The organism is Paenibacillus andongensis, from assembly GCF_025369935.1.
GTDB lineage: Bacteria > Bacillota > Bacilli > Paenibacillales > NBRC-103111 > Paenibacillus_E > Paenibacillus_E andongensis.
In genome coordinates, this window is the sequence record NZ_CP104467.1 from 1,806,492 (window position 1) to 1,832,481 (window position 25,990).

The following is a 25,990-nucleotide window of genomic DNA, read 5'->3' on the forward strand; positions in this document are numbered from 1 at the left end:
CGGAAATGAGGGAGAGGCTATGAGAATACTGCTCGCGACCTACTGGCAATTACCCTTCGTAGGAGGGGTATCATCTTACATGGAGCTGCTTAAGCAAAGGCTAGAAGCTATGGGGCACGAGGTTGACATATTGGGGAACGGAATCGATAGGTACCATATCCTTCATAATTACCGCTCTATTGATAAAGAAAAAATCATGCCTTTGTTGTATGCAAAGCTGCATCCGCAAGTCGCACCACTGCTGCATCAGCATGTCAATGTTCTTCATGCCGAGTTCGATCGGTATTGTCTGGAATTGTCGGCAGCTTACCTCGGATTGCATAAATATGACCTGATTCATACCCAGGATATACTATCCACGAGAGCGTTCAACCGTGTAAAACCGAAAACGACACCGCTAGTAGCCACCATTCACGGCTGCGCAGCTAGAGAGGTTTTGATTGAACAATCGGCGTATATGCCGGAAGAAACGATCAAAAATTCAATCGTCTGGAAATATTATTCAAGCCTAGAACGGTGCGGAGTCAGTTCCAGCGATGTGGCCATCACGCCTTCGCATTGGTTGAAAAATATGCTGGTCAACGAATTTGGAGTTCCTCTCGAACAGTTTACCGTTATTCCTCACGGATTGGATATTCCAGCTTTTCTTCAAAATATGGAGCATGGCCAACTAGTTGAAAATCCAATGGGGAAAAAAGTGATCATTTGCACATGCCGCCTCGACCATATCAAAGGCGTGCATATTCTGCTTCACGCCTTGTCTAAGGTGAAAGCTATACGAAATGATTGGGTTTGCTGGATCGCTGGGGATGGACAGCAAAACTGGAAGCTCCAGCAGCTGGCATCCGAACTTGGTATACAGGAGGATGTAAGGTTTCTGGGACGTAGGGACGACGTTCCTTATTTACTAAGGCATTCCGACATGTTAGTGATGTCGAGCCTTCAGGAAAACCAGCCTTTTTCCGTCATGGAAGCGCAAATAGCGGGCTTGCCCGTGATCGTGTCCGATGTTGGGGGGCTTCCTGAAATGGTGGATCATGGCGTGAACGGATTGACTTTTCCAAGTGGAAATAACGATGTTTTGGCAGGTCATATTGTTACTCTATTGGAGAACGATTTGTACCGCGAAACAATGGGAACAAAGGCCCGAGAATGGGGAATGAAGATGTGGTCGCTGGATACGATGATGGAGCGATTATTGCAGATTTACGATCTTGCTAAGAGTCGTTCTTCATGCAAGGAACCTGTTCCTCTTCATTGGAATTTGAGCATGAAGGGGCTTGTTGGGATGGAAGTCACAGGAGATGATTATAATCGACTATTTACTGAGCTGGTCTCCACTCCCGATATTTCAGTAGATTACTTCACTTGGAACAAGCTGTTTAATTCTCTACCTAGAGATTATTTGTTGCCAGATCAAGCCTTTCTGGCGTTGTTGCGCGAATAGATGGAACGAATGGAGTGTGAATATAATGGTGCCCGAAACGAACAGTAAGGATTTGTCGGCAAAGCTGAAGGAATTAATAGATCGACAAGGATATAGTCTTCTTGACGTCGGATGCGGGCTTTGTTTGAATACGGACTTTGAATGTCCAATCACGATCGGGATTGATGTGCATCGTCCTTATCTAGTTAATCGCGTTAACCGTTCTGTCAACATGATTCCACTTCATATGGATGCTAGAGCTATGAGTCAATATTTTTTGCCGAAGACGATTTCTTTGGTGCTGTTTAATGACACGCTGGAACATTTTCATAAAAATGAGGCCTTAGAACTGTTAAGACAAGCGGAACAAATTGCCGTTAAGCGGGTCATTGTTTTTACCCCGAGAGGCTTCTTTCCCCAGGACGGGTATGATCATTTCCATCTGAACGGCGAGGTATATCAAAGCCACCGCAGTGGTTGGGAGCCTGAGGAGTTCTTAGAGAAAGGTTATCAAGTTCTAGTATTTAAAGATTTTCATGATGAGAGCAACATTTCATTCCGCCAAGCATTCGGGGAAGATCATCCTCCTGTCGATGCACTTCTGGCGTGGAAGGATTTATAGGATTCGAGGGGGATTACCAAAAAAAAGGAGTGCGAGATATGTTCGATATCATCGATTTCGGTAAAAGCGTGCCGGCTGCATTTTTTGGCTCCATAACCCCAATATCTATACTAAGCACACCGAGCAGCATAACTATTGCACAGTTCGGCTTACTGACGCAGCAAGGCGGACAAGTGCTTCTAAATGCGACGGTAGGCACACAAAGTACGGACGGTACGCCTAATTTAATATTTCGCATCTTACGCGGCAACACACTCATTTTTACACTATGCGTCACTTCGACGCAAGCCAACCAGTTTAATGCGGAATCCTTCACTTTTGTGGATACAGGTGTAGCTTCCGGTTATTTCTCTTATAGCCTTACCGTAGAAATTGTCAATTCCTTCGCTACGGATCAGGCGAACGTCGTAGGCCCGATCGTTTTCAGTGGCCTTTCTCTCAACTGAGCAATGGAAGAAAGGAGGGGTTGGAAGGAATTTGTTCGCTGACGATTCCCTACGCCGGCGACATCTGGAACGAGAATGACATGTACTGGGCGTATGCTTTCCATGGGATTGAATTATCGAATAACATTTCTGGAAGGTGACTCCAATGATATGTTTCGCTATCTTAGCTCATACGGGTGAAGATGTATTAATAAATCAACTCGAAAACATACGAAAATTCGTCCCCGGTTCGAAAGCTTTTCTATATAACGGTGGGGATGATCCTTCGTTCGGACTGGGAACCGGGATTGAGATATGTCCCTACAGCAGAATTTGCCAGAACCAACGTGTTTGCGCTGGAAGAAATATTATACGGAACATTAGCGGCCAAATGCGGTGGCATGCTGCGTCCTTATCCAGAGGATGAAGTAGCCTTTGTCAGGCTAGGCCTGCCTTTATCGGTCGAGGAAGTCGTAGAGGCAAAGGAACAAGTCTATTTTGTCCATCCCATCGAGAGAAGGTTGGATAACCCTGCACGAAGCTTTATCTCAGATTGTTAATGATAAAAAGGGCTGCCGATTCGGCAGCCCTTTTGTTATGTGCAATTTATATGTTTTGAAAGCTGTTTTTCTTATGTCCCGAAATAAACATCCAGCTTCCCGAATGGCGGCGTTGTTGCCGCCCAAACCGCTGCCAGTGTTTGCGGCTTTATGACAGAGGCGGTGAGATAGTCACCGATTAGCGGCTGACTATCCGGATCAAAGGAGGTTTGCGTCACTCTTCGATTCGTAAAGAATCCTCCGCCATTGAATGATTCGGCCACGAACACATCCAGCAGAGGTGGGTTAAATCGATTGGTGTAGTAAACGACAAATACTGCTCCGGTAAAGGGAGAAACGGTTACGTAAGGGAAAAAGTTTTGGGAACCGGCTGGTGCGCCGGTAATGCTTAATGGCGGTGACCACAGCAGCCCGTCTTGGGAGGTACTAAGGAAAACATCTGAATATCCTTGTCGGTTATCCTGCCAAACCGCGTAGATGTTCCCGCCGAACGGTCCAGCGGAAATATCCGATGCCAGGCTTGCCAAAGTAAGGGTACGGAACGTGTAGCCGGGAAGCGTAGTCGGCACGAGGACTACATCGGCTACTTTCGCTGGTAATGCATTAATATTCGGCTGAAAGTTGACCCCTCCGTCCAAGGAGCGCCGAATCAAAAATGTCGGGTTCGTCGGCCCTGTCAAGATCCACCCCACATACACTTCTCCTGTCAGTCCTACAGAAATAGCAGCACGATTCTGTAAACCGAACGGTTCTGAAATCCTTATCGGTTCCTCCCAAGTCAGTCCCGCATCCAGCGATCTCTGAAAGAAAATGGCTGCATTTCCGCTGCCGAATTCAAAGTCAAACAAAGGAACGTACGTCAGATAGGTAAACCCGAGGAATGGACTGGATGGGGATTCATCGGCAGCTGAATAAGGGATGTCATAATGCACGACAGTGCCAAACCCTCTGGCTACGAGGATCGGAGCACTGAAGGTTACACCGTTGTCTATAGAGCGGTACACGAATATACTGCCGTCCTCGAAACCGTTAAAAGCGTGAGCACAAACAACGAAAGTATTGGGTAACGTATAGTTGATCGTCGCTCCTTCCATTCCCGCCCATCCTGCTGGCAGGGGTAGCACGCCTGTACTCCAAGTACTGCCTCCGTTGATACTCCGATAGATTCCGATTTGCGTAGCGCCCGTGGAGGTGTCGACAGCGACGGCGTTGATGATATTGGGATTTAGAACGCTAACGGCAACAGAGGGTTCGTGATGAGCTCCCGGAGAACCGGCTGTAATGTTTACAACGGCCATGTCAAGGATCCCCCTTTTTCATGAAGTACTGCTTAATTGATCGATTATAGTCAGTTCAGGGGTCAAGACGCGTTGAGTGGGAACGAAATTGCCCGCCTGATCCACACCGACGATGCTGATGGCTACGTTCGTAGCACTGAAATAGTCGACCTGAACTTCATAGGCAATCGCATTGACTAGCGTGTATGTCTTGAAGAACATTTTGTTGGGACCCAGACTGACCAGATCCTGACCTGCTGGTAAGCGAGTGGGCCCGGGAAGAACAATCCGGAACACTTCCACCTCCAAGTTTGCTTGAAACTGGGGATTATCATTGATTGCCCCGACTATGACAGATGTAGCGACTGGGGGGCCGCCTGATGTTGTTTGGTTAATGATTAGCCCGGTCGTTAGAGCCACGAAGCACCGCCCTTCCACTTTTAAAACACGTCAAGTTGATTGAGCATGGACACAAAGTTGCGACAATAAGCGTCAAGAGAAAAATGCTGCTCAATGTGCCGTCGTGCTTGAGTTCGAATTGCTTCTCTTGACTGCGGGTTCATTAATAAGTAGATTCCCTCTTGCACCGCTTGGCTTATATCGCCTTGTTGATACATTTTCCCGGTCACATTAGGCAGCAAAAAGCTTCCGTTCCCGTCAGAGTCTGAGCTCACGACAGGACAAAGGCAGCACATCGCTTCCACCATGGCGTAGCCAAAGCCTTCGGTGACAGACGTAGAAAGCAAAAAGCCGCCTGAATCTCCAATGATTGAATAATAATCGCGCATGTGCCGGTTCGGTACATTCGAATGCCGGACTACATGGCCAGCAAATTCCGGCTGGTCCAAAGCAGTTTCATAAAGCGTTTTCTCGTCACCCATATAGGAATCCTCAAACAGCCACAGTTTCAGACCTGGACAATAAGCAATCAGTCGCTGGCTAATTTCCAGCATGGCTCGCCAATTTTTGTTCGCATCCGCGCGTCCTACCCAACCAATAACAGGATAAGTTAGCCTCTGATGCGGTTGATACGTAAATTGTGCGCTATCGATGCAATTATGAAAGCAGAAGTGTCTAAAAGAAGGATAGTACTCTTGAAAAAGCTGCATAAGATGTGGGGTTTGGGGGTATAACAGCGCATCTACATAGCTCCTGATGTAAGGAATAGCATCATAGATCGTATACCGAGCAAATTCTTTCGTCCCCAGTCCTTGCGCTTCGAAGATGATCGGCTTGGAAAATCCCATTTGACGAAGACGGGGCAGCAGATAATAGTTGGAAGTAACAATAAGAGCGTCATACTGCTCTTTTTGCAACAAGTTACCGATAGATATGTCGTCTGTCAGTATGTGGGTGCTGATGCCCTCGATATTTTGCAGCCCTGCGCCATTTTCCAAATACAGCAAATGGCAGTCGATTCCGTTCTTCTGTAGTGCATTGGCTCTTTGCCGATTGAGCATCTCCATGCCGCCGCTAGGCGTATAGAAAATAAAGAGTAGTTTCATTCGTTTCGCCACCCATATTGTTAAAATATGAAACTTATTCGATTTTCATGAACTCATTTTTCTTGAAATTTGCTGAGTATACAAAATGCTCGCACTTTATATGTGTATCATACGTAGATGATTTGTGATTCGTACAAGACATTTGTACTAGTTACTTCTAATGCTACCCGAAAAAAAGACAGCTGCTGAACGCAACTGTCTTCCAAACAATATGGCTGCTGTATAAATCTTAAAGCAATGATATGCCGCTGAATGTAATCGGGCCGATTACGTTCGCCTGATTCGTAGAGATGGAGTTCGTAATCTCCGCAAAAATACTATAAGCATAATAACCGCTTGATGCGCCGGAATCCGTATAGGTAAAAGCTGCCTCATCGAATTTACTGGTCTGAAGATCAGAAGACTTAACGGTAAAAATCACAGTGTTTCCACGGACCATACTGTACAAAATGTCTGGCTGGCCCAAAGTTGCTTGTGTACCAACGGTTGCTTTTAACTCGACTTGTGCGCCAGAGGGGACAGATAGACCAAATTCCGCAAGCTTCACACCGCTCGGCGATGCCGGAATAGCAATGGAGACAGAAGAAGCGAACTGCGCTGCGATGCTTTTTCCGAAATCCTGAATAGTTAATGTCATATTGATTCACCTCCTTTTTGATTCTATCTACTATATGCCAAACTCTCTTATTTCGAATGGTCGACTATAATAGTTTTAAATCTATTTCTATTAAATTTCGAAAGTCGTAATGAATCGTATAATCATAAAAAAAGCCTCCATTCCTTAGCAACCCGAAGATTGCAGAAGATGGAGGCTTTTAATCTTTAAACGGAATGGAGCATGTTGATAAATTGAACGCAGTACAGATCTGGGTTGAAATACGTTTGTACATGGTGAACTGCGGTAGATCGGATGTGCTCCCTAAGAGGAGCATTCCCCATCAGATCTATGGCCTCATGGACCGCATGGTCAATGTCACCGCGCGAATAGTATTTTCCGGTTTCATTGTGATAGATTGAGTTCGATACACCGTCTGAATTTGTAGTCAGGACGGGGCAGCGGCAGCTCATTGCTTCTAATATCGAATAGGGCTGCCCTTCCATGATGGAAGTCGAGCAGAGGAGGCCACCTGAGTCGCCGATAATGGAGAGAAAGTTTGCCATTTCCGTATGAGGCACATTGGAGAATAACTGCAGATGTTTTTCGAGTTCCAACTGCTGCACGAGTTCGTGAAAAGCTTGCCTTTCCTCGGGCCGTGACAAGTTCGCGTCTTCGAACATCCACAGTTGAAAGGAAGCGTCATAGCCCCGGATTAAATGAGATCCAATGTGAAGAAATTCCCGCCAGTTTTTGTTCTCCTCAATACGTCCCATCCACGCCATCACTCGGTATGTCAGTTTAGGCCAAGCATGATAGTGGAACCGAGTGAAGTCAAAGCAGTTGTTAAACATAAATTTCGGAGTATGCGTGTACAACTCGTGAAACAAAGTGGCAATATGCGGTGTATTTGGGTTGATCAGACCGTTCGCGTAGGCGTGCACGTATTGCTGAGCGGTAAGCAGCTCTATTCGGGCTGTTTCTTTGGAGCCGAGACCTTGTATTTCCAGAAAAATTTTGCCGGTGTACCCAAGGCTGCGGAAGCGGAGTAGGGAAGGATAGTCGGTTGTCACGATCACAGCGCCATATTGTCCTTGATCGAGGATCGTTTTGATTTCGAGATCGCTATTGCTGATGAATGTTGGTATATCGCTTGCGTTGTTTAAGCCTGAGCCCCATTGGTAATAAAGGCAATGACCGTTAATACCGTGTCGGCGCAGCGCGAGGCATCGTTGTCGGTTCAACGTATCCATGCCCCCGCTGGCAATGTAATACACGAATAAGACGTTCATCCGAAAACCCCTCCTACTCTAGGATGGAGAAATGCTGCTGCGTGAAGATGGCGATGACGGATCCGCCTTGTTTGGCGAAAAGCGTGACGGCGGTTCTGCTGGCATCATTAATATTCGAAACAAGTTGAAGGGAAAAAGGTCCGAAATTCGTAGGTACTTCGCTAACCGTTACCTTCGAGCCGATTCCTTTGGATGCAGCGGACATATGATACAGCATCAGCGTATTTGCCCCACATTCACTTTCCCCTTGTATCAAAATGTCGAACTCTTCTTCTCCATGATTTTCTACCGTCAAATCGAAAGCTTGAATATAGCGTGAATCTGCAGCGGCACCCACATGCGATATAAATTGAAAAATGGAAATCGTCTTCACCTTCCTTCATTTTCTCTTCTATCTTACGTATCTCTACACTAATCGGTACAAGACAGCTGTCTACTGCTCATAGAAAAGGAAGATGATAGCATAGATTCAAACAAGGATAAACGACTCCATCGTCCCACTGGGACGAGCGCGTTTGTCAAGGTAGATGCGAAGCAAAGTATAAAACTTATTCTTTCATTTCTACTGAAAAAGGCTGCCGAATCGGCAGCCTCGATGTCATGTTTCCTTTACGTCTCTTATCGATTCGTTCATATAAGAGTGGTAAGTTTCTTCTAAACCTGCGCGAATCTCATACTTTGCCTGCCACCCCAGGCATTCGAGCCCTTTTTGATTGTTTAGATTGCTGTGTTTAATATCTCCTTCCCTAGCTAAGGAATGAATAATGGGTAGATCTGTCCCGTGAAATTGCGTCAGCAACCGTGCCAAATCATTGATGGATGTTCGATTCGCAGTGCTGACATGAATGATCTCCTGTTCCCCGCGTTTCATAGCAGCTACGTTTGCACGAACTACGTCTTTGACATAGACGAAATCGCGGGTTTGCTCACCATCGCCATGAATCGTCAGCGGTGCTCCTTGTTGAATACGTTCCATAAAGACGGCAACGACGCCGCCTTCTCCTTTAGGCGTTTGTCTGGGTCCGTATACATTTCCATAACGAAGAATGGTGTAGGGCAGTCCGTATAGCTGCTGGAACACACGGATGTAGGATTCAGCGGAATATTTCGAAATGCCGTAGTAGGAAATAGGAGACGTCGGGTCTGTTTCGACGATCTGCTCTTTCTGCAAGTTTCCGTATACGGCGGAAGTGGAAGCGAAGATGAATTTGCTAACAGCTGCGTCACGGCATGCCTCAAGCAGATAGATCGTTCCCACTAGATTCACCATGGCATCGTACCCCGGATTTTGAATGGAACGCTGGACATCTGCTTGAGCCGCAAGGTGGAAAACAACATCAGGTCGGATATCTACGATGAGGGGTTTTATTTGTTCGCTGCTGATGTCTGCCAAATGGAATATAGCTTGTGGATTTACATGTTTCTGCTTACCTGAAATCAGATTATCAATGATATGGACCTCAAATTGCTCCGCAAGGAGTTCTTCCACAAGGTGCGAGCCGATAAAGCCTGCACCTCCGGTAACGACAGCTTTCATCCTGTTTTCCTCTCTTCTGCATGGATTTTCGTTATCTTACGTGGAGGAGGGGAAAGCGGTACAAGACAAATATCCAGACCCCTATTTAATGTACAGGATAGGCTGTACAAATGCCTGTTTTCTACTTGGACGGCTTCTGCCCTGTCCCCTTTCTGTTGCAATCATAGAATATATAAAGCAGGTATTCCGCCATGGACAGGAGTTGAGAACGAATTGAGTAATCAGCGTATTCAGCGGAAACGGAAGCAGCCAAACTCCTCCGTCACCTTGCATCAGCATCAGCCAAAAGTATCGGTCATCATTCCGGTTTGCAACGAAGCTCGTACCTTGGCCAAAGTCATTCGGGAAGCTTTCCGCGTGCATCCTCAAACCGAAGTCATTGTCGTTGATAATGGCTCTACGGATGGTAGTAAACGTGTAGCGACGGGATTAGGGGCTAGGGTTATCTCGTTTAGTCAACGGCTAGGACATGATGTTGGGAGAAGTATAGGTGCGATGCAAGCTAAAGGGGATATCCTATTATTCCTTGATGCGGATTTTGTTGTATCTGCCAAGGAAACAATCCCACTGATCCGAGCTGTGCAGCAAGGTGTTGATGTAGCATTAAATAAATATAATGGAATCGTAACGAAAGCGAGTGTTCATAGGGTTGTTTTAGCCAAACACGCACTTAATGCGATATTAGGCCGGCCAGACTTACACGGCGCCTCTATGACGACGATCCCACACGCAATTAGTCGCAAAGCGCTTAACATTATTGGAGTTGAGAATTTAGCGGTTCCACCTTTGGCCCAAGCCATAGCTGTACAACGCGGACTTCATATAAAGGCAGCGCAGCTTATCCAAGTCGGGCTCAGAAATCGCATCCGAAGAAGGGCAAAAGATGTGGACCCCGTAGGTGATCTCATTATCGGCGATCATTTGGAAGCCATTGGTTGGCTGATCCAAGCCTCTAATGAAAGAGCGAATATGGATGACCAATTGCGTGTTAGAGAAATGATGAGGTGATCACATGAAGCTGAGCATCAAGAAACCAAAGCCTCGACCTACATCCGCAGTAATGAATAAAAAGCGAACCCGGTTTAAGAGATCTTCGCTTCGTTCTCGTTCGAAGCGTACCCTTTCCCTAACAAGAACCGAGCTATACTGGAGAAATTGGGGGAAACGAGCCGGACAACAAGATGCACTCGCGCACGATATTACAAAGGAGCCTTACCAAAAGAAAGCACTCAATAACCTATGGGTGGAGCGGGCTAATTCCCAGTTACTTACTGCCAACGGACAAAGCTATGAAGCAGCGTCAAAAGGGTATGTGAAAGGTTACTTTAAAGCGGCTAAATTGCAAGTCCCCGATTGGATGCTGATCCCAACAGCGCGTTCCGTTTGCGCGATTGTGAGCGTGATGAATGAGGAGCGTACAATCGTGAAGGTCATAAAGCAGCTAAATCGATTGCCATTGGATGAGATCATCATTATCGTGAATGGATCGAGTGATCGCACTTTAGAGAAAGTAAGAGCGCACTCGCATGCTCTTATCGTTCATTACCCAGATCCATTGGGCCATGATGTCGGGAGGTCGATTGGCGCTAAACTGTCTCATTCGGATATTTTGCTCTTTTTGGATGGAGATTTTGTCGTGCAGGCCGAGAAACTTATTCCTTTCATCTATGATGTTGAACGTGGTTCAGATCTTGTGCTAAACAACATAACACCGTATTTACCTCTTTTTTCACGCTGGGATTCCGTAACTGTGATGAAGAGGTTTCTTAATACAACATTGAAAAGACCGGAACTGAATGCGAACTCGCTTACAGCAGTTCCTCATGCTCTATCGAGGAATGCACTGGAACGCATCGGATGTTCCGAGTTAATGGTTCCACCCAAAGCACAGGTAAACGCGATTCTGGCGGGATTACGGATTACTGCGCCAACAAGTGTTAACGTCGTATCTGAGAACAAAATCCGAAGTCACAATAGAGGGAAGAACAACACCGTTGCCCGCTTGATTATTGGAGATCATGTGGAGGCGCTGCAGCTTGCGATGCAGTTGAAAGGCGAGCGAATTGTGTTTCCGGATATCATAAGAAAAAGGGAATTTCTAAAGAGGTGAAGGAGCATGCAGGTAACCAGTATCGTGATTCCAACTTATAATGGTCTTCCTTTACTGAAAGAGTGTGTAGCATCAATTCGAAGACATACTTCAGTTCCATTTGAAATTATCGTAGTTGATAATGGATCACAGGATGGAACCCTGGAATACTGCTATAGAGAGCGATTGAAGCTGGTTTCAATTCCAGTTAATCGCGGCTTCCCTGCTGCTTGTAATTATGGTCTTCACATAGCGACTGGAAATGCCTTGATGCTGCTCAATAACGATACCATCGTGACCCCGAATTGGTTGGATAATCTGCTGCGCTGTTTGTACAGTAGTGAGGACATAGGCATGGTAGGTCCTGTGACGAATTATGCGAGCGGTAAACAGCAGATTCAGGAACCATTTACGAACATAGACGATATGGTTGCGAAATATAACAACGTGAATACTTCTTTATGGCAGGAAACAGAACGCTTGGTCGGGATCTGCTTACTTTTCAAAAGGGAAATGTTAGATAAAGTTGGCTTTATGGACGAAAGATTTTCCCCAGGGCACTTCGAAGACGATGATTTATGTTATCGGGCTCGCCTTGCAGGATATCGCTTGCTCATCACAGGGGATTGCTTCATCTTCCATCACGGCAGTGTGAGCTTTAACAAAAAGAGTCAAGAGGATGTGCAAGGGCTGCTGCAGATAAATCGCCAGAAGTTTATAGATAAATGGGGCGTTGATCCGCACAACTTCATTTAAGGCATGGAGTGAGTCTTCTGAAGTCACCGTTCTCTGCATTGCTGCATAACTTAGAGTGAAAAAGTGGAAATGGAGGCGAAGGGATTGGAACAGCGTGTGACAACAATTATTTCCCACATTGCAGCCTCTCATCGTGAGATGTCTAGAATCTTGGAGACGCACCGAAGTGTTTCGTCGCAAATGGCTGCAATTGCGGGCGACATACCTGACTCGCACCCTCATTTCGATGGCGTAGGCATGCTGCAGGAACAAGCATTACAACTAACCAAGAATATAACGGCTTATTTAAATAGCCTAGCTAATTTGGAAGAGGCAATCGCACAGCAAACGGAAATTGTCATGAAAGAAATGAAAGACCCTGAAGATGAAGAATAGAGGGATAGCCTTGAATAGAAATGAACTGTATTTGCATATGTTGGATGCTACTGCAAAGCTGCAGCATGAAATAGCTTTGATGTTGGAAGCTAGAGTGGTTGAAGCGGAGAAATCGCGCAACTGGATTTGCAATCATATTAACTCAAGGAATTTAGAGGGGCATGAACATCAGATGAAACAATCTGGAGAGATTCATGAGTATGTCATTGAGCTCATCGATGGCTTAACGAAGATGGAGAATTCCTTAAACCGACATATGCAGGCTCTTCTTGGACAAAATGAATCGGGATCAGGAGCGGGGGCAGACGGTTCGAACGGAGTGGGTAACTTATTCTCGTTTGGTGAGGATGATAAGTAATGAGAGCATCGAATCGTGAAAGAATTGAATTGCATATGCTAACCTCGCTGGCTAGAAGCCAGCGAGCCTTATGCCGAATCATAGAGACGATCGCGGATCAAGCAGCATTATCAGATCAGCTTGCTGTCCATTTGGCTGAGAATCTCAAGACGATAAGTGAATACCAACGTTCGATGATTCAGAAAATAACGAAGCAACGTCCGCGTTGCCGCCGGTTTGGAACGCCCGGCAAGCCATGGATTAGCAGAAATGTCGCTCGAGGATCATCCCCAACGCAAGATTAATCCCGCGTGAGTAAGACCCCCGCCAAAACCAAAAAGCAGCAGCGTATCGCCGGTCGAGACCTTACCCTCTTGTATGCCCAAATCCAGAGCAAGAGGAATGGAAGCCGCGGAAGTATTGCCATAGTATTCAAGGCTGTACAGCGCTTTTTCGAACGGAATACCGCTCTTGTCACAGATGGACTCAATAATCCGAAGGTTAGCGCTATGAGGAATGAACCAATCAATTGCCGTATGAGGTAACCGGCTTTTTGCGAGCAGTTTTTCGATCCCTTGCGGGACAGTCGTCACGGCATATTTATACACCTCGCGGCCATTCTGGACGAGCTTGCCTTCACCCGTTAATGGCGTTCCGTTCAATTCAGAGGCAAGGCCGGTTCGGTATACATGCTTGCCGCCTGTACCGTCCGATCCCAGATGATGAGCTAAGAAAGCAGGATGCTCTTCCTCTCTTTCAACCATCACGGCTCCGGCGCCATCACCGAAAAGAATACAGGTGGAACGGTCCGTGTAGTCCGTGATTTTGGATACGGAGTCCCCGCCGACGACGAGAACCTTGCGGTGTACCCCAGCAGCAACTAGTCCGCTTGCTGTATGCAAGGCATAAACAAATCCGGAACAGGTGGCATTAAGGTCATAGGCGCCAGTTGCAGGGATGCCGAAATGAGCTTGAATCTGGCAAGCGACTGGGGTGGAAGGCAGATCCGGTGTATGGGTAGCGACAATGATTAAATCAACATCGCTTAGTGCTGTCGGGTATCTGGAGAGCATATTTTGTACGGCGGCTATACATAAATGACTTGTGAATTCATTCGCTGCGGCAATTCTACGTTCCCGAATCCCTGTGCGTTGAACGATCCATTCATCATTCGTATCGACCATTCCCTGAAGATCCGCGTTGCTTAGTATGCGATCGGGCACGTAGCTGCCGATTGCTGTGATTCGGGCTTGCAATGAGGGAGAGATGGACATCGATGATTCACTCCTTTGGTATCTGATATTAGTACTAGGTACTAAATATAATTATACTTTATCGGATACGTAGGGGAAAGTCAATGGATGAATCTACAACACTTGCGTTCAAAATAGCCTTTGATGAATAGCAAATTCGGATAAATCAATGGACTTCCCATGATTCAATCGGGACTCTTCAGCAGCAAATGCCATCAAATGGCTGCGCACGGACGCAGATGCGGATGTCAAACTTTCTCCGCCGTCGTAATTCCGTACTTCCTCGAGGAAGCTGCTCACGATGCCAGAGTCCCCGCCGCCATGACCGCTTGTTGGAGTCGCTATCTTAATCTCCGTCTCCTCATGGGTAACGAAATCAAGCAAAGTCAACTTGTTTTCGTCTCCGCGAAGCTCACCTTTGGTGCCCATAATCTGAATCCTTCGCTCCTGATGACGGGTGAAGCCGCACATGCTGAACATCGCGGTAGCCCCATTCGCGAATTCCATATTGACCACTTGATGATCGACGACATTATTATCGCTTTTGTACACACAGCGTCCGTAAGGGGTTTCTTTCAAGCCTTTGACGATATTTTCCCTTGTCAGTTCTTCTGTAAAATGTCTCGCCCATCCTTTTCCTTCTCCTAAATAAAACCGTGGTGCGGAATACGGACAAGTCGATTCGACCGAACAGCCATTCACGCAATAATCTGTTGATCCTTCAGGAGCATTCCCGGAATGAAAATGCATCAAGGAGCCGTAAGAACTGACGCGAACACAAGGCTGATCCATTAACCAGGAGAGCACGTCCATATCATGGCACGATTTGGAAAGAATCATCGGGCTTGAGGTATCGGAGTTGTTCCAGTTCCCTCGTACGAAACTGTGTGCTATATGCCAATAACCGACGTTTTCGTTTAATTGAATGGATACAACTTGACCAATTCTGTCCTCTTGGATCAGCCGTTTAATAGCAGACCAGAATGGCGTATAGCGGAGAACGTGACAGATCGTAAGTAGACGGTTATTTTCCTTTGACGCTTTCTCCATCTCCAAGCATTCCTTAGGACTGGGCGACATTGGCTTTTCCAATAGGACATGATACTTGTTGTTCAACGCTTGAAGTGTAGGATGGTAATGCATCCGGTCCTGTGTGCAAATCATCGCAATATCTGCCATTTGCGGCTGCTCCAGCAGTTTTTCCCAGGAATCAAAGCAGCGATTCTCAGGAATTCCGTGCTCTTTGGCAAAACTTGCCCTCCGCTCCGGATTCGATTCTGCAACGGCGACGAATTTCAACAAGTGAGGGTAATGGATGGCATAAGGCGCATAACCATGGGCGCCTCGTGCTCCCGCACCGATGAGTACAGCTGTAAGCTCCTTCATAGTAGATTCTCTCCTTATTGAACAGCCCGGGTCTTTGGGATCGGGCTGTTCTCGTCTCTAACCTGCGGGTAGGATTATTTTTTCCATTCCCCTTTTAATTTCAAATCATTAAGCTCTTTGTTGACTTCATCGATAGCCTGTTTTCCGCCTTTAGCCATCCATTCATCAACCATCTTATCCCAATCGGAAATCGGTCTTTGACCGACGACCATTTTGGTCGTTTCATCCGTAATATATTGGTTCAATTCCGTCTTTTTCTCCATAAACGTAAGGGGATGAATCCGATTGAGCGGATTTACATAAAACGGTGAACTTTTCAATAGATCGGCAAGCTGTTGGTTGAATACTTTTCCTTCAGCTGTTTTATTCATCTTCGCGTAATCATACAGAATGTCATCGCCAGTTTGCCATCCCTCGTTTAAGATGTAGGCATTGGGCGCTACATTTGATCTGTTTTCCGTTATTTGCTGCGCGATTCCGTCAACCATTTTGTAGCCTTTGCCTTCATGGCCGTTCATCCAATCGTAGTATTCGTTCTTCGGATTCTGCTGATCGAAGGGAACGGGCTTTCTGAAGTAATCGATGATCTCCAGAATGCGTTTTACTTTATTCGGATCGTTTTTCAGCTTGGAAGAAATCATATACATCCGATAAAAGCCAGTCCCTAGGGTATAGCCGGAATTCCCATCCGCTGTTTTGAACGGAGGAATCGGAACGACGACCGCCTTCGGATCATTTTTCTTCAATACTTCGAAGTCAACTCCGCTCGGCCCGCCAGGTCCCGGTTGATCGTACCAAATCCCGACTTTACCCGCGTTAAACGCTTTAAATACATCGTTATATTTCGTAACAGCCCAATCTTTATTGAGCGCGCCTGCCTTGTAAACATCGGCTAGGAACTGAATTTTTTCTTTATTGGCCTGAGAAATATTGCCGGGGATTAACTGTCCGCTTGGATTCTTATGATACCAGGCGGTATTGCTGTAATAGGCGCCAAAGCCCGGGTCATAATAAATCCCTTTAGCAAGACCTAGACCTACGGTATCGTCTTTCCCGTTTCCGTCCGGATCATTCTTCGCAAAAGCCGTAACAACTTGCTTCAGCTCATCATAGGTAGTCGGCATTTTGAGCCCGAGCTTATCCAGCCAATCTTGGCGGATAAGCGGTTTTTTTCCGCCTTTTGCCGTAAAATAGGTTGGAATTCCGTAGATTTTCCCATCCACTCTCAAAGGATCCCATACATAATCCGGAACCGCTTTAAACGTGTCATATTGTTTGATGAACTCATCGAGCGGAAGGTAAGCGCCTTGCTTCGCCCATTTCACGAAGTTGGAATCCACCTCCTCCATACCGATCACATCCGGAAGATCGCCGGAAGCCATTTTTACGGCAAGCTTTTCATCATAGGTATCCCAAGGTATGTACTGTGATTTGAAATCAACCTTAAACTTTTCATTGATTGCTTTAACCGCTTCACTATCCGGTGGCGGGACCGGATCTTCCCAAGAACCTTCAAACCAATTGATCATCACTTTTTTGCCGGTATCCGTTCCAGCCTTGCCGGTTTCCTGTGGAGCCGCAGATTGCCCGGTGGAACAAGCCGCCAGACTTCCTGTCATAGTAAGAGATAGTAGGACAGTAGTTATACGTTTCATTTGCATGCAGAACCCTCCTCATGATATGTAATCGGTGCTCGCTTATCCTTTCACGGATCCCAACATCACCCCTTTCGCAAAATGCTTTTGCAGAAACGGGTAAACAAGTAAAATCGGGATCGTCGCAAGCAGGACAGCAGCCATGCCGATCGTCTCGGCTGGCGGCGGGTTTTGAGCCAATCCCATTTGGTGGCCATCCGAAAGTGTCCCAGCTGCTTGCTCCAAAATAACGATTTGGCGCAATACGACCTGTACGGTCCATTTGGCTGGATCACTCATATAGATTAAGGCAGAGAAATAGGTGTTCCAGTTGCTTACCGCGTAAAACAAACCAAATGCCGCGAGTGCCGGCTTAGAAAGCGGGATGATAATGCGTGAAAAGATTTGCAAATCATTCGCACCATCCATGTAAGCAGCTTCCGATAAATCCTGAGGAATACCCATGAAAAACTGCCTCATTACGATTAGATTGAACGAGTTGATCGCACCCGGAATGATAAGCGCCCAGTACGTATTGAGCAAATGTGTTGCTTTTATCACTAAGTAGGTTGGGATAATTCCTGCACCGAAAACAAAGGTAAACAGCACAAGGAATAAATAAAAGCGTTGGCCCCATATTTGACGCGACAGCGCATAAGCCATCATGGAAGTCAGCACTAGACTTATCAACGAACCAACGATCGTAACAAAGACAGTAACGCCAATAGAACGGACAAACGCTTTGGAATCAAAAATGTAATTGTAAGCATCGAGCACCCATGTCTTCGGAAACAGCAGCAATTCCTTTTGTACAAATTCTGCGTAAGACGTAAAAGAAGTAACAATCATATAATAAAACGGAAACAGCATGATCAAGCTAATCACAATAAGTATAAGCGCATTGAGCGCATTCATCGACTTACTTCGCCAACTTAAATAGGAATTCATTCCCTTCACCTCCCATTTTGATGATTAAAAGACGCCTTCTTCACCGAATCGCTTCGCCAAACGGTTTGCTCCAACAATCAAGATCAAGCCGACGAACGATTTGAATAGACCGACCGCAGTCGCGAAACTAAAGTCCGATTGTTCGATCCCTTTGTAGTAAACGAATGTATCCAGCACGTTGCCCATCTCCCTGTTAAACGGATTAATCATCAAGAAGATTTGTTCAAAACCAACATCGAGGACGCTCCCGAGCCGTAAAATCAATAAAATGACAATCGTGCTGCGAATAGCAGGCAGCGTAATATGCCAAATCTGCCTCAACCGGCTTGCACCGTCGACAACAGCCGCTTCGTACAAGCTTGGGTTCACACCGGATAAGGCGGCGAGGAAAATAATCGTACCCCAGCCGGATTCCTTCCAGATCACTTCCAGGACGATCAAGGGCATGAACCAGCCAGGCTCCTGTAGAAAGGGGATCGGCTGCATCCCAAATACATGGGATAATAGTTGATTAACAATTCCCTCTGATTTGAGAAATACCGTTGCGATTCCAACGACTACCACCCACGATAAAAAGTGTGGCAAATATATGATGGATTGAATAATACGCTTCAGCTTCTCGCTGCGTAGTTCATTTAGCATGAGTGACAAAAGAATCGAAAACGGGAAAGCAAACACAATCTGCAAAAAGGACAAGTATAGCGTGTTCCAGATAACACGGATCACTTCGCTATCTTCAAAAATCTTCTTAAAATGTTTCATCCCAACCCAATCGCTATGAAGAAATCCTTTAAATGCACTGAAATCCTGAAAGGCGATCATATTGCCCAACATAGGAACGTAGCGGTAAACAATGAAATAAGCAAGACCCGGCAGAAGGAGCAGATACAAATATTTCTCTTTCCACAATCTAGCTGCGAGTGAATTTCTCTTCTTCTTCACAACCCTATTTTCTGTGATTAATTCCATTGTCTTCCCCCTTATATTTATGTACTATAAAAAGATCACGCAGGAAGGTGTAATCGTTTTCAATTTGATGATAGGCGTTGGCATAACGCCGAACTACGGGACCATCAGTCGCTGTTGCTATAAGACCCATACTAATCAGAAAGTTGGGAAGAGACTATCCATAAAATTTTCATTACTGATCATTTCTTCGGAAAATCCGTAAAAAAGCACAATTTTCAATAAAATAATCACTCTTATTCCGAAGGAGGATGCAAGAACATGCGAAGAATACGACAGTTGAAACTTAATACCCGCTCTATTTTTGTCAAATTACTGATAAGCTTCCTAGTGATCATCCTTCTGTTTGTTTCGTTTAATTTATTTTCGCTTGCATTTTTCAGACAGAGCGTACGCGACGAGCTGATTAAATACAACGATACCAACATGTCCAATACGACTCACGACTTTGAAGAATATTTTCAACTGCTGAACAGCCTCATTGTCAATTTGTACTTGAACAACAACCTGCGGGATTCAAATTCAGCATCCATCGATTATGTTGCCGCCAATCATGTGATCGACGATCTGCGAAACACGGTCTCCAATCCCCGTTTATATTTAAATAACTTGTTTGTCTACGATATTAAACACTCACTTGTTCTCGAAAAAGCAAGAGGAGCAAGTCCAGAAGCGATATTCAGCCAACTTTATACGAATCCCGACTACACCTATGACTTCTGGAAACGGGAATTTGCGCAAAAAGTCTATTTCAAAATGTATCCGGCAGCTACCTTTACCGAGGCTCCAAATCTTAGTCCAGTTTCACAAACCGGCCTTGTTTTTCCTTTAATGATAAAAAGCGATTTTTATCCCGACTATATTATGCTTGCCTTTATCGATACCAATAGGTTATACAAGGCGTTCCATCAATCGATCAATAATAACTTTTACATGTTGGACAATCTGGGGCGTCCTTTGTTCTCGTCCGATTCTACCAGTCGGCATCAACTTCCGGTTTTGGAGCCGGGCAAAGATTGGATCAAGGAAAACGGGAATTATTATTTTTATAAAAAAGGGGAGGTTACTGGGTTTACGTATGTCAATATTGTCCCGGATGCCGCGATTTCGTCCCAGATATTCAAATTGAACTTGACGTTGATTGCGCTTCTCGTGATTTCGGTCCTTATCAGCATTGCAGTGTCCGTCTTCTTTAGTATGAGGTTTAATAATCCGGTCAAAAAAATAGTGGATTCGATTCGGCATTTTAACGAAAAAAATACGCTTGCCAAACACACGAACGAATTTGACCTGATTAAAGAAAATATTGGTTTCATGTTGAAATCGAATCAGGATGCCCACATGAACTTGGAGAAAAAAACGTCACTTCTGCGTTATTACGGTTACATGAACCGGCTAAAACGTATCCATGGTGATCCCGATGAGGTCCATGCTTCCGATGAAATGAACCAGCCGTTTCGCTTTATCTTGTTTCAACTCACGTTCAAAATGCAGTTTTCTCAGGATATAAGCGAAGAAAAGGAACGCGCCACCTACTATATTAGGGAGTATGTCAATCAAGCGATGGGCAAAGAATTGAATGATGCCCATACCTTTCAGATTGAAACGGATCAAATATTGTCTATTGTGTATATCAATGATCAATCCCAGCAATGGATGGAAGTTTTAAATACGATTAAGCACGTCCTGGCAACCGATAAGGACTACTTTTTTTTCACAATAGCCGTTAGTGATTTATACGAGCACTCTTCTGAGCAGACCTCAGCCTATGAACAAGTCGTGAAATTGGTCAAACATCGCCCATTTGACGATGAGACAAGGATTTTATATGACGTGGACGTGATAGAGGAGTCTTTCTTGCTCCCAAGTACCCTCGAACAGGAAATCAACGTCAACCTGCAGGAAGGAAACGATACCCTGGTATTACAAACGCTGCGCCGTGTTCTTAAGCAAATGAAAAAGAAAGAGGTGAGCACGCCAGTTTTCTATCGGTTTGCGGAGGAAATAACCGATAAAGTCCAGCGAATACTAAACTCTCTGCATCTGGAAACAAATCAAGTGGCGGATTCGGCGAAATCGATCCGGCTCATGCATACCGCCGAGGAATTGGATCAATATTTCGAGATGATGCTGAACGAAGCGGGGCGGTTAATCCGGTTGAAAAAGGAAGAACGCGACCCGATTGTCAGCTTTATTGTGGACTATTTGCAGGATCATTACTCGGAAGATATCACATTGGATCTAATCGCTGGTAAACTGAACATTACCGGAGGTTATTTATCCACTTATTTTAAGGAAAAAACGGGAACCAATTTCGTTGACTTCGTTAATGAGTTCCGCATCAAGCAGGCCGTTAATCTGCTTCTGCAAACAGATATGAAAATTCAAGATATTGCGCTTCAAGCAGGCTATCAAACCATGAGTTCCTTTAACCGCATCTTTAAAAAGCATCAAGGCGTTACGCCAAGCGAATATCGAAGAAATAACATCCAAACGACATCCAACCCATATTTCATGATTATGGATAATAGTCGTGAATTTGGTCATTCTAATGCTATCGTCCACTGTGCGACGAATGATACTGAAGATGACGGGGTGTGAACGTAAACGCATGTTACAGGGTAAAAAAAAGCATGTCTGGATTATTCTAATCTGTATCGCCTTGTTTTGCTCATCCACAACCACCGCTTTTGCCTATGGTAAAGGGGCTAAGGGACCTGATGTCTATGCGGTGCAAGGGATGCTGAAGTCACTTGGCTACTATAGCGGACCTATAACGGGCTACTATGGTAATCAAACTTCATCGGGTGTTAAAGCGTTTCAAACCAGATATGGCCTTCCTGCGACGGGGAATGTAGATGATCAAACGCTGCAATCCATCCTGTGGGCTTACGGTAATTTGAAAATTGCCAAGAAGCAGACACCAGCGCCGGCTCCTCCGCCAGCCGCACCTAAGCCTACACCTAAACCGCAAGTCCCATCGACTACGGAATTAACAGTGGAGGAGCAGCAAATGCTTGACTTGGTCAACAAGGAGCGTGCTGCTGTGGGGCTTTCTCCACTAGCTGTTGACCCTGCGCTTACCAAAACGGCTAGACTAAAAAGCCAAGATATGGTCGACAACAATTACTTCTCCCACGATTCACCGACGTATGGTTCGCCATTCGATATGATGGAGAAATTCGGTATTACGTACAACGCGGCAGGAGAGAATATTGCTTGCAATCAAAGTGTCCAAGCGGCTCATCAGGCACTGATGAATTCTCCAGGACACAAAGCGAATATACTCAGCAAAGACTATACCCACATTGGGATCGGCATCGTAAACGGCGGTCCGTGCGGTAAAATGTTTACCCAGCAGTTTATTGGAAAATGAAAAAAAGAGCCCTTTGGGGCTCTTTTTTCATGAGTATAAGATTCAAGTTGTAGATACCGGCTTAATCGCTTCCGTCCACTCGGTGAATTTTTGTAAGGCAGCCCCTTGCTCAATCGCATGTCGGGCCAAATAAATCCCTTCTTCAATGGACCCTGCTTTCTGGGAAACCCACAGACGCACAGCACTGTTCAGTAAAACCATATTCAAGTAGGGGAGCTCGGCATCTCCGCGAAGAACGGATAATACAGTTTCTGCTTGCAGTTGAGCGGTCCATTCAACTTCCGGCACCTCGACCATTAATTCGTAAATCTCAGGATCAACAATGAATAATTCACTAGAACCCTCTTGGATAAGGAATGTCCGCGTGCGCTTGTCAACGGAAAGGTCTTCGGAGCCTTCCATACCCTGCACAACAATACCGCTAGAGACGCCCAATTCGATTAATAAATTGGTGATTTTCTCGAACACCGTACCGTGAAACACGCCGACAGCCATGAAAGGGGCTTCCGTAAAGCGCAGCAGTTTCTCTGCTGTGTTGAACACGGTCCGCAGACCGAGTTCCTTGCGCAGTTCGCGCAGCTCGCCGAGCGGTGCACACCAGCGCTCCGTTGGTGCGAACAGGAAGCCAGTTCGCGCTGCGGCTGATATGAGCGCTTCACGTGACGCGTTAAGCGCGGGTACTTCAAGTGCCGCTAGCACGTCGGACAGCGTGATGCCCCATTTGGGCGGCATGCTTGGGCTGCCGTGCAGCGTAGTGGGAAGTCCGCAGGCCGCGAGAACGAACGCGGTCGGTAAAGTCGCGATGAACGTACGTGAGCGTCCATCATAAGGTCCGGCGCAATCCATGCTGCCGGGTATTGGATAGGTCTGGATGCGCTGGCGCAAAGCATCGATGAAGGCCTTCAACTCATCGGGGGATTCCATTTTGATGCGTTCTGCAACGAGAAAAGCACCTATTTGTGCTTGTGTAGCGGCTCCGGTTAGTATGAGTTCGGCAGCTTGGGATGCCTCTTCATAGGTAAGATCTCTGGCTCCGCGTTTTCCGCGTCCTACTTCTTTTAATAATGATATCATCGTTTGCGACCTCCTTGGTTCTGATCCTGTAGTATTTGATATACCTTAACGATGGAGGTAGCGACATCTACCATACGTTTACGTTCATTCATGGCTTGTTTACGCAAAAAATCATAAGCTTCTGCTTCGGAGATACCCTTGATCTCACATAAGATTCGCTTTGCCTGATCGACCCATTTGCGCTCCTCCAATTTGGAGAGAAGCTGTTCGCGCTCTTGCTGCCATTCGGTTCGCTGGAAGTAATGATTCACACCTAGGAGCAGCGCACAGTGAATTTCCAGAGGGCTCATCGCAGAACCAATCAAACCATCAATACCCGCGTCCATTCTACATTCATTAGAAGGAAAAGTGCGGGCATCACACCACCAGAAAAGGGGGAGGCTGCGATGAGCCAGCACACGGGAACGCCATGGCTCTACTTGATCAGGGCTTACTGATAATAATACCGCATCGACCTTAGGAATCATAAATGAAATTTCTTTTACATTAGATGCTACATATATGCGAAATCCCAAATCCTTCAGCATCGCTTCTGGCAAGGATTCCTTTTCATTATTCGTAACATTCGGATCGGTAGTCGACGACGAGGAGGAGGTAGCTGAGCGAGTTGGTTTAAACTCGTCGATCAGTATAAATGATTGCAACATTTGAATACCTCCAATCATGGATAGCTTTATACCTCATGGTAACTTTATGTAAGGTTTCAGTTATGAAATGATTTATTATACGGCATTACTATAGCATATGACACTAAATTTTGTCGATATGGTAGAGGGAATCTCACATATAAAATATTTGTGTTATGTTTATTGACACGAAGGGGATGTCATACTATAATCAAATTAGAAATCGGCACAATGATGTGCCACTAACGAAGGCAATGGCGCCTATCCTCTTACAAATACGTAACCGGATAGGCTATTTATGTTCTTTTTACTGAAAATCATCAAACATGCTGTTCACGATGATGTGGCAGCAGTGGCAAAGAGGCCGATAAGCATCCCACACAGGTTGGGGGTTGTTTGTCGGCCTTTTCTGTCAAAGAGCAGTCAACACGTCTGGGTAGGAAAAAAGAAGGCGAAAAGCCTCACAAAAGGAGAGGGAAAGCATGGTTGATCGGAAAAGTTTCTTGCAAGTGGGGCACAAAGGGTCATTGTTTAGTTCATTCTTGTATTTTGACATGAGCTTCATGGTTTGGGTTCTTTTAGGGCCACTAGCGGTTATTCTCGCTAATGATTTTCATCTGAATGCGGCTGAAAAGGCGAATCTCGTTGCTTTGCCTACCTTAGGGGGAGCCGTACTTCGATTGGTGTTGGGTGTTCTAACAGATAAGATAGGCCCTAAGCTTACAGGACAAATTGGACTAACGTTAACTTTAGTACCTTTATTCTGGGGTTGGCAGTTTGCAAACACGATGGGGGATATGTACTTCGTTGCTCTGATGCTGGGTATTGCAGGAGCAAGTTTTGCGGCAGCATTACCACTTGCCAGCAGCTGGTACCCGCCGCAGTATCAAGGATTAGCGATGGGGATTGCAGGGGCAGGTAACAGTGGAACGATCTTCGCTACCTTATTTGCGAACCGAATTGCACAGCATTATGGAGATTGGCATGTTGTTTTCGGCATTGCAATGATTCCGATTGCGTTAACTTTAGTCATCTTTAGTGTACTGGCAAAGGATAGCCCGAATAAACCGGCTCCGAAAACAATAGCGGAATACGGCAAAGTATTGAAACAGAAAGATTCCTGGTTGTTCTGTATTTTATACAGTGTGACATTCGGCGGTTTCGTTGGAATGGCATCTTACTTAACCATTTTCTTTAATACGCAATATGGTTTATCGCCAGTTCGTGCTGCTGATTTTACGACCTTGTGTGTGATCGGGGGAAGCTTCTTCCGTCCCGTAGGCGGTTGGCTTGCTGATAAGATAGGCGGTATTCGAATGCTGATGGTCCTATACGGCGTTGTTGCCCTGATGATGGCCGGAATCTCCACACTCCCTGCTCTCTCCATGACAACGGTCATGCTCTTCATCGCCATGATGGCTTTTGGAATGGGGAATGGATCTGTGTTCCAACTTGTTCCGCAGCGCTTCAAGGCGGAAATCGGTGTTATGACTGGAATCGTTGGAGCAGCGGGTGGTTTAGGCGGATATTTCTTACCCAAGATTCTCGGTAACTTGAAACTAACGACAGGTTCTTTTACGCCAGGGTTCCTAATCTTAAGCGCAATTGCGATTACATGTCTCTTGTTGATCGCCATTGTGCAAGGTCAATGGAAACGTACTTGGATCGGTGAAGGCGGCAAAGTGAAGGTAGCTCCTGCCTCTATGGATAGTTTGCATGCTTAAGTAACAGGTTCAAGCCGCTGGTCGCATGATCAGCGGCATATAAGTAAAGCCTTTGCTCATGCAGCTTGAGTGTCCAGGCTGCATGGGCAAAGACGTTTACGACTTACCGTCTTTGGTAGTTCGGTTGAACTACTCAAGCTCCATATCCCAATTTTGTCATTTGGGAGCGTGAGCTCCTGAATGGCCTTTTTTCAAAAAAACGAACTT

Annotated in this window: 27 protein-coding genes; 13 read left to right on the forward strand and 14 right to left on the reverse strand. The window is 45.8% G+C overall.

The genetic code is table 11. The features are described 5' to 3' along the window. The first annotated feature begins 19 nt into the window (after positions 1 to 19). From NYR53_RS08375 to NYR53_RS08390, 4 genes are all read left to right on the forward strand, one after another. Entirely contained in the window at positions 20 to 1,447 is a 1,428-nt protein-coding gene (locus NYR53_RS08375) for a glycosyltransferase family 4 protein (protein ID WP_261304748.1), read from the forward strand. 25 nt (positions 1,448 to 1,472) lie between these two features. Continuing rightward, entirely contained in the window at positions 1,473 to 2,048 is a 576-nt protein-coding gene (locus tag NYR53_RS08380) for a class I SAM-dependent methyltransferase (protein ID WP_261304749.1), read from the forward strand. Between the two features lie 38 nt (positions 2,049 to 2,086). Beyond that, a complete protein-coding gene (locus NYR53_RS08385) occupies positions 2,087 to 2,494 on the forward strand; it encodes a hypothetical protein (protein ID WP_261304750.1) in 408 nt (135 codons plus the stop codon). A gap of 287 nt (positions 2,495 to 2,781) precedes the next feature. After that, positions 2,782 to 3,033: a hypothetical protein gene (locus tag NYR53_RS08390; RefSeq protein WP_261304751.1), complete on the forward strand. Its 252-nt coding sequence runs from the start codon at positions 2,782 to 2,784 to the stop codon at positions 3,031 to 3,033. A 71-nt stretch (positions 3,034 to 3,104) separates the two neighbouring features. Here the strand turns inward: NYR53_RS08390 and NYR53_RS08395 are convergent, their stop codons facing one another. The 7 genes from NYR53_RS08395 to NYR53_RS08425 all read right to left on the reverse strand — a co-directional run bounded on the left by NYR53_RS08395 (position 3,105) and on the right by NYR53_RS08425 (position 9,239). Further along, the gene (locus NYR53_RS08395; protein ID WP_261304752.1) at positions 3,105 to 4,331 is read right to left on the reverse strand and encodes a sialidase/neuraminidase family protein; all 1,227 of its coding nucleotides are present in this window, start codon (positions 4,329 to 4,331) and stop codon (positions 3,105 to 3,107) included. Positions 4,332 to 4,349: 18 nt separating this feature from the next. Next, complete coding sequence (locus NYR53_RS08400) at positions 4,350 to 4,730, reverse strand: hypothetical protein (RefSeq protein ID WP_261304753.1); 381 nt, start codon at positions 4,728 to 4,730, stop codon at positions 4,350 to 4,352. A gap of 20 nt (positions 4,731 to 4,750) precedes the next feature. Beyond that, entirely contained in the window at positions 4,751 to 5,815 is a 1,065-nt protein-coding gene (locus NYR53_RS08405; protein ID WP_261304754.1) for a glycosyltransferase family 4 protein, read from the reverse strand. A gap of 229 nt (positions 5,816 to 6,044) precedes the next feature. Beyond that, entirely contained in the window at positions 6,045 to 6,452 is a 408-nt protein-coding gene (locus tag NYR53_RS08410) for a hypothetical protein (RefSeq protein ID WP_261304755.1), read from the reverse strand. 185 nt (positions 6,453 to 6,637) lie between these two features. Next, the gene (locus NYR53_RS08415) at positions 6,638 to 7,702 is read right to left on the reverse strand and encodes a glycosyltransferase family 4 protein (RefSeq protein ID WP_261304756.1); all 1,065 of its coding nucleotides are present in this window, start codon (positions 7,700 to 7,702) and stop codon (positions 6,638 to 6,640) included. 13 nt (positions 7,703 to 7,715) lie between these two features. Next, entirely contained in the window at positions 7,716 to 8,075 is a 360-nt protein-coding gene (locus tag NYR53_RS08420; RefSeq protein ID WP_261304757.1) for a hypothetical protein, read from the reverse strand. 225 nt (positions 8,076 to 8,300) lie between these two features. Next, positions 8,301 to 9,239 (reverse strand): NAD-dependent epimerase/dehydratase family protein, encoded by a 939-nt coding sequence (locus NYR53_RS08425; protein ID WP_261304758.1) that lies wholly within the window; start codon positions 9,237 to 9,239, stop codon positions 8,301 to 8,303. A 213-nt stretch (positions 9,240 to 9,452) separates the two neighbouring features. On the opposite strand from NYR53_RS08425, the gene NYR53_RS08430 reads away from it, so the two are divergent. From NYR53_RS08430 to NYR53_RS08455, 6 genes are all read left to right on the forward strand, one after another. Further along, the gene (locus NYR53_RS08430) at positions 9,453 to 10,247 is read left to right on the forward strand and encodes a glycosyltransferase family 2 protein (RefSeq protein WP_261304759.1); all 795 of its coding nucleotides are present in this window, start codon (positions 9,453 to 9,455) and stop codon (positions 10,245 to 10,247) included. A gap of 4 nt (positions 10,248 to 10,251) precedes the next feature. After that, positions 10,252 to 11,349: a glycosyltransferase family 2 protein gene (locus NYR53_RS08435; protein WP_261304760.1), complete on the forward strand. Its 1,098-nt coding sequence runs from the start codon at positions 10,252 to 10,254 to the stop codon at positions 11,347 to 11,349. A gap of 6 nt (positions 11,350 to 11,355) precedes the next feature. Next, complete coding sequence (locus tag NYR53_RS08440) at positions 11,356 to 12,084, forward strand: glycosyltransferase family 2 protein (RefSeq protein ID WP_261304761.1); 729 nt, start codon at positions 11,356 to 11,358, stop codon at positions 12,082 to 12,084. An 84-nt stretch (positions 12,085 to 12,168) separates the two neighbouring features. Beyond that, positions 12,169 to 12,459, forward strand: coding sequence for a nucleoside-diphosphate sugar epimerase (locus NYR53_RS08445; protein ID WP_261304762.1), 291 nt, complete (start codon positions 12,169 to 12,171; stop codon positions 12,457 to 12,459). A 10-nt stretch (positions 12,460 to 12,469) separates the two neighbouring features. Beyond that, complete coding sequence (locus tag NYR53_RS08450) at positions 12,470 to 12,817, forward strand: alpha-helical endospore appendage domain-containing protein (RefSeq protein ID WP_261304763.1); 348 nt, start codon at positions 12,470 to 12,472, stop codon at positions 12,815 to 12,817. Further along, positions 12,817 to 13,101 (forward strand): hypothetical protein, encoded by a 285-nt coding sequence (locus NYR53_RS08455; protein WP_261304764.1) that lies wholly within the window; start codon positions 12,817 to 12,819, stop codon positions 13,099 to 13,101. The genes NYR53_RS08450 and NYR53_RS08455 overlap by 1 nt, the downstream gene beginning before the upstream one ends. Here NYR53_RS08455 and NYR53_RS08460 read toward each other — a convergent pair. The 5 genes from NYR53_RS08460 to NYR53_RS08480 all read right to left on the reverse strand — a co-directional run bounded on the left by NYR53_RS08460 (position 13,081) and on the right by NYR53_RS08480 (position 18,986). Then, positions 13,081 to 14,070 carry a ketoacyl-ACP synthase III gene (locus NYR53_RS08460; protein ID WP_261304765.1) on the reverse strand — a complete coding sequence of 330 codons (990 nt, stop codon included), beginning with the start codon at positions 14,068 to 14,070 and terminating at the stop codon, positions 13,081 to 13,083. The two genes, NYR53_RS08455 and NYR53_RS08460, sit on opposite strands and share 21 nt — an antisense overlap. A 108-nt stretch (positions 14,071 to 14,178) precedes the next feature. After that, entirely contained in the window at positions 14,179 to 15,435 is a 1,257-nt protein-coding gene (locus tag NYR53_RS08465; protein ID WP_261304766.1) for a Gfo/Idh/MocA family protein, read from the reverse strand. Between the two features lie 74 nt (positions 15,436 to 15,509). Further along, positions 15,510 to 17,096, reverse strand: coding sequence for an extracellular solute-binding protein (locus NYR53_RS08470; protein WP_261304767.1), 1,587 nt, complete (start codon positions 17,094 to 17,096; stop codon positions 15,510 to 15,512). Between the two features lie 36 nt (positions 17,097 to 17,132). Next, complete coding sequence (locus NYR53_RS08475) at positions 17,133 to 18,017, reverse strand: carbohydrate ABC transporter permease (RefSeq protein ID WP_261304768.1); 885 nt, start codon at positions 18,015 to 18,017, stop codon at positions 17,133 to 17,135. Between the two features lie 24 nt (positions 18,018 to 18,041). Next, on the reverse strand, positions 18,042 to 18,986 hold the full coding sequence (locus NYR53_RS08480; RefSeq protein WP_261304769.1) for an ABC transporter permease: 945 nt from the start codon (positions 18,984 to 18,986) through the stop codon (positions 18,042 to 18,044). Between the two features lie 258 nt (positions 18,987 to 19,244). On the opposite strand from NYR53_RS08480, the gene NYR53_RS08485 reads away from it, so the two are divergent. Further along, entirely contained in the window at positions 19,245 to 21,584 is a 2,340-nt protein-coding gene (locus tag NYR53_RS08485; RefSeq protein ID WP_261304770.1) for a helix-turn-helix domain-containing protein, read from the forward strand. A 10-nt stretch (positions 21,585 to 21,594) separates the two neighbouring features. Further along, a complete protein-coding gene (locus tag NYR53_RS08490) occupies positions 21,595 to 22,359 on the forward strand; it encodes a CAP domain-containing protein (RefSeq protein ID WP_261304771.1) in 765 nt (254 codons plus the stop codon). 42 nt (positions 22,360 to 22,401) lie between these two features. Here the strand turns inward: NYR53_RS08490 and NYR53_RS08495 are convergent, their stop codons facing one another. Next, positions 22,402 to 23,433 carry an anthranilate phosphoribosyltransferase gene (locus tag NYR53_RS08495; protein ID WP_261304772.1) on the reverse strand — a complete coding sequence of 344 codons (1,032 nt, stop codon included), beginning with the start codon at positions 23,431 to 23,433 and terminating at the stop codon, positions 22,402 to 22,404. Next, positions 23,430 to 24,080 (reverse strand): ANTAR domain-containing response regulator, encoded by a 651-nt coding sequence (locus tag NYR53_RS08500; RefSeq protein ID WP_261304773.1) that lies wholly within the window; start codon positions 24,078 to 24,080, stop codon positions 23,430 to 23,432. The genes NYR53_RS08495 and NYR53_RS08500 overlap by 4 nt, the downstream gene beginning before the upstream one ends. Before the next feature lie 461 nt (positions 24,081 to 24,541). Here NYR53_RS08500 and NYR53_RS08505 point away from each other — a divergent pair, with 461 nt between their 5' ends. Further along, the gene (locus tag NYR53_RS08505) at positions 24,542 to 25,783 is read left to right on the forward strand and encodes a nitrate/nitrite transporter (RefSeq protein ID WP_261304774.1); all 1,242 of its coding nucleotides are present in this window, start codon (positions 24,542 to 24,544) and stop codon (positions 25,781 to 25,783) included. The last annotated feature ends 207 nt before the right edge of the window (positions 25,784 to 25,990 follow it).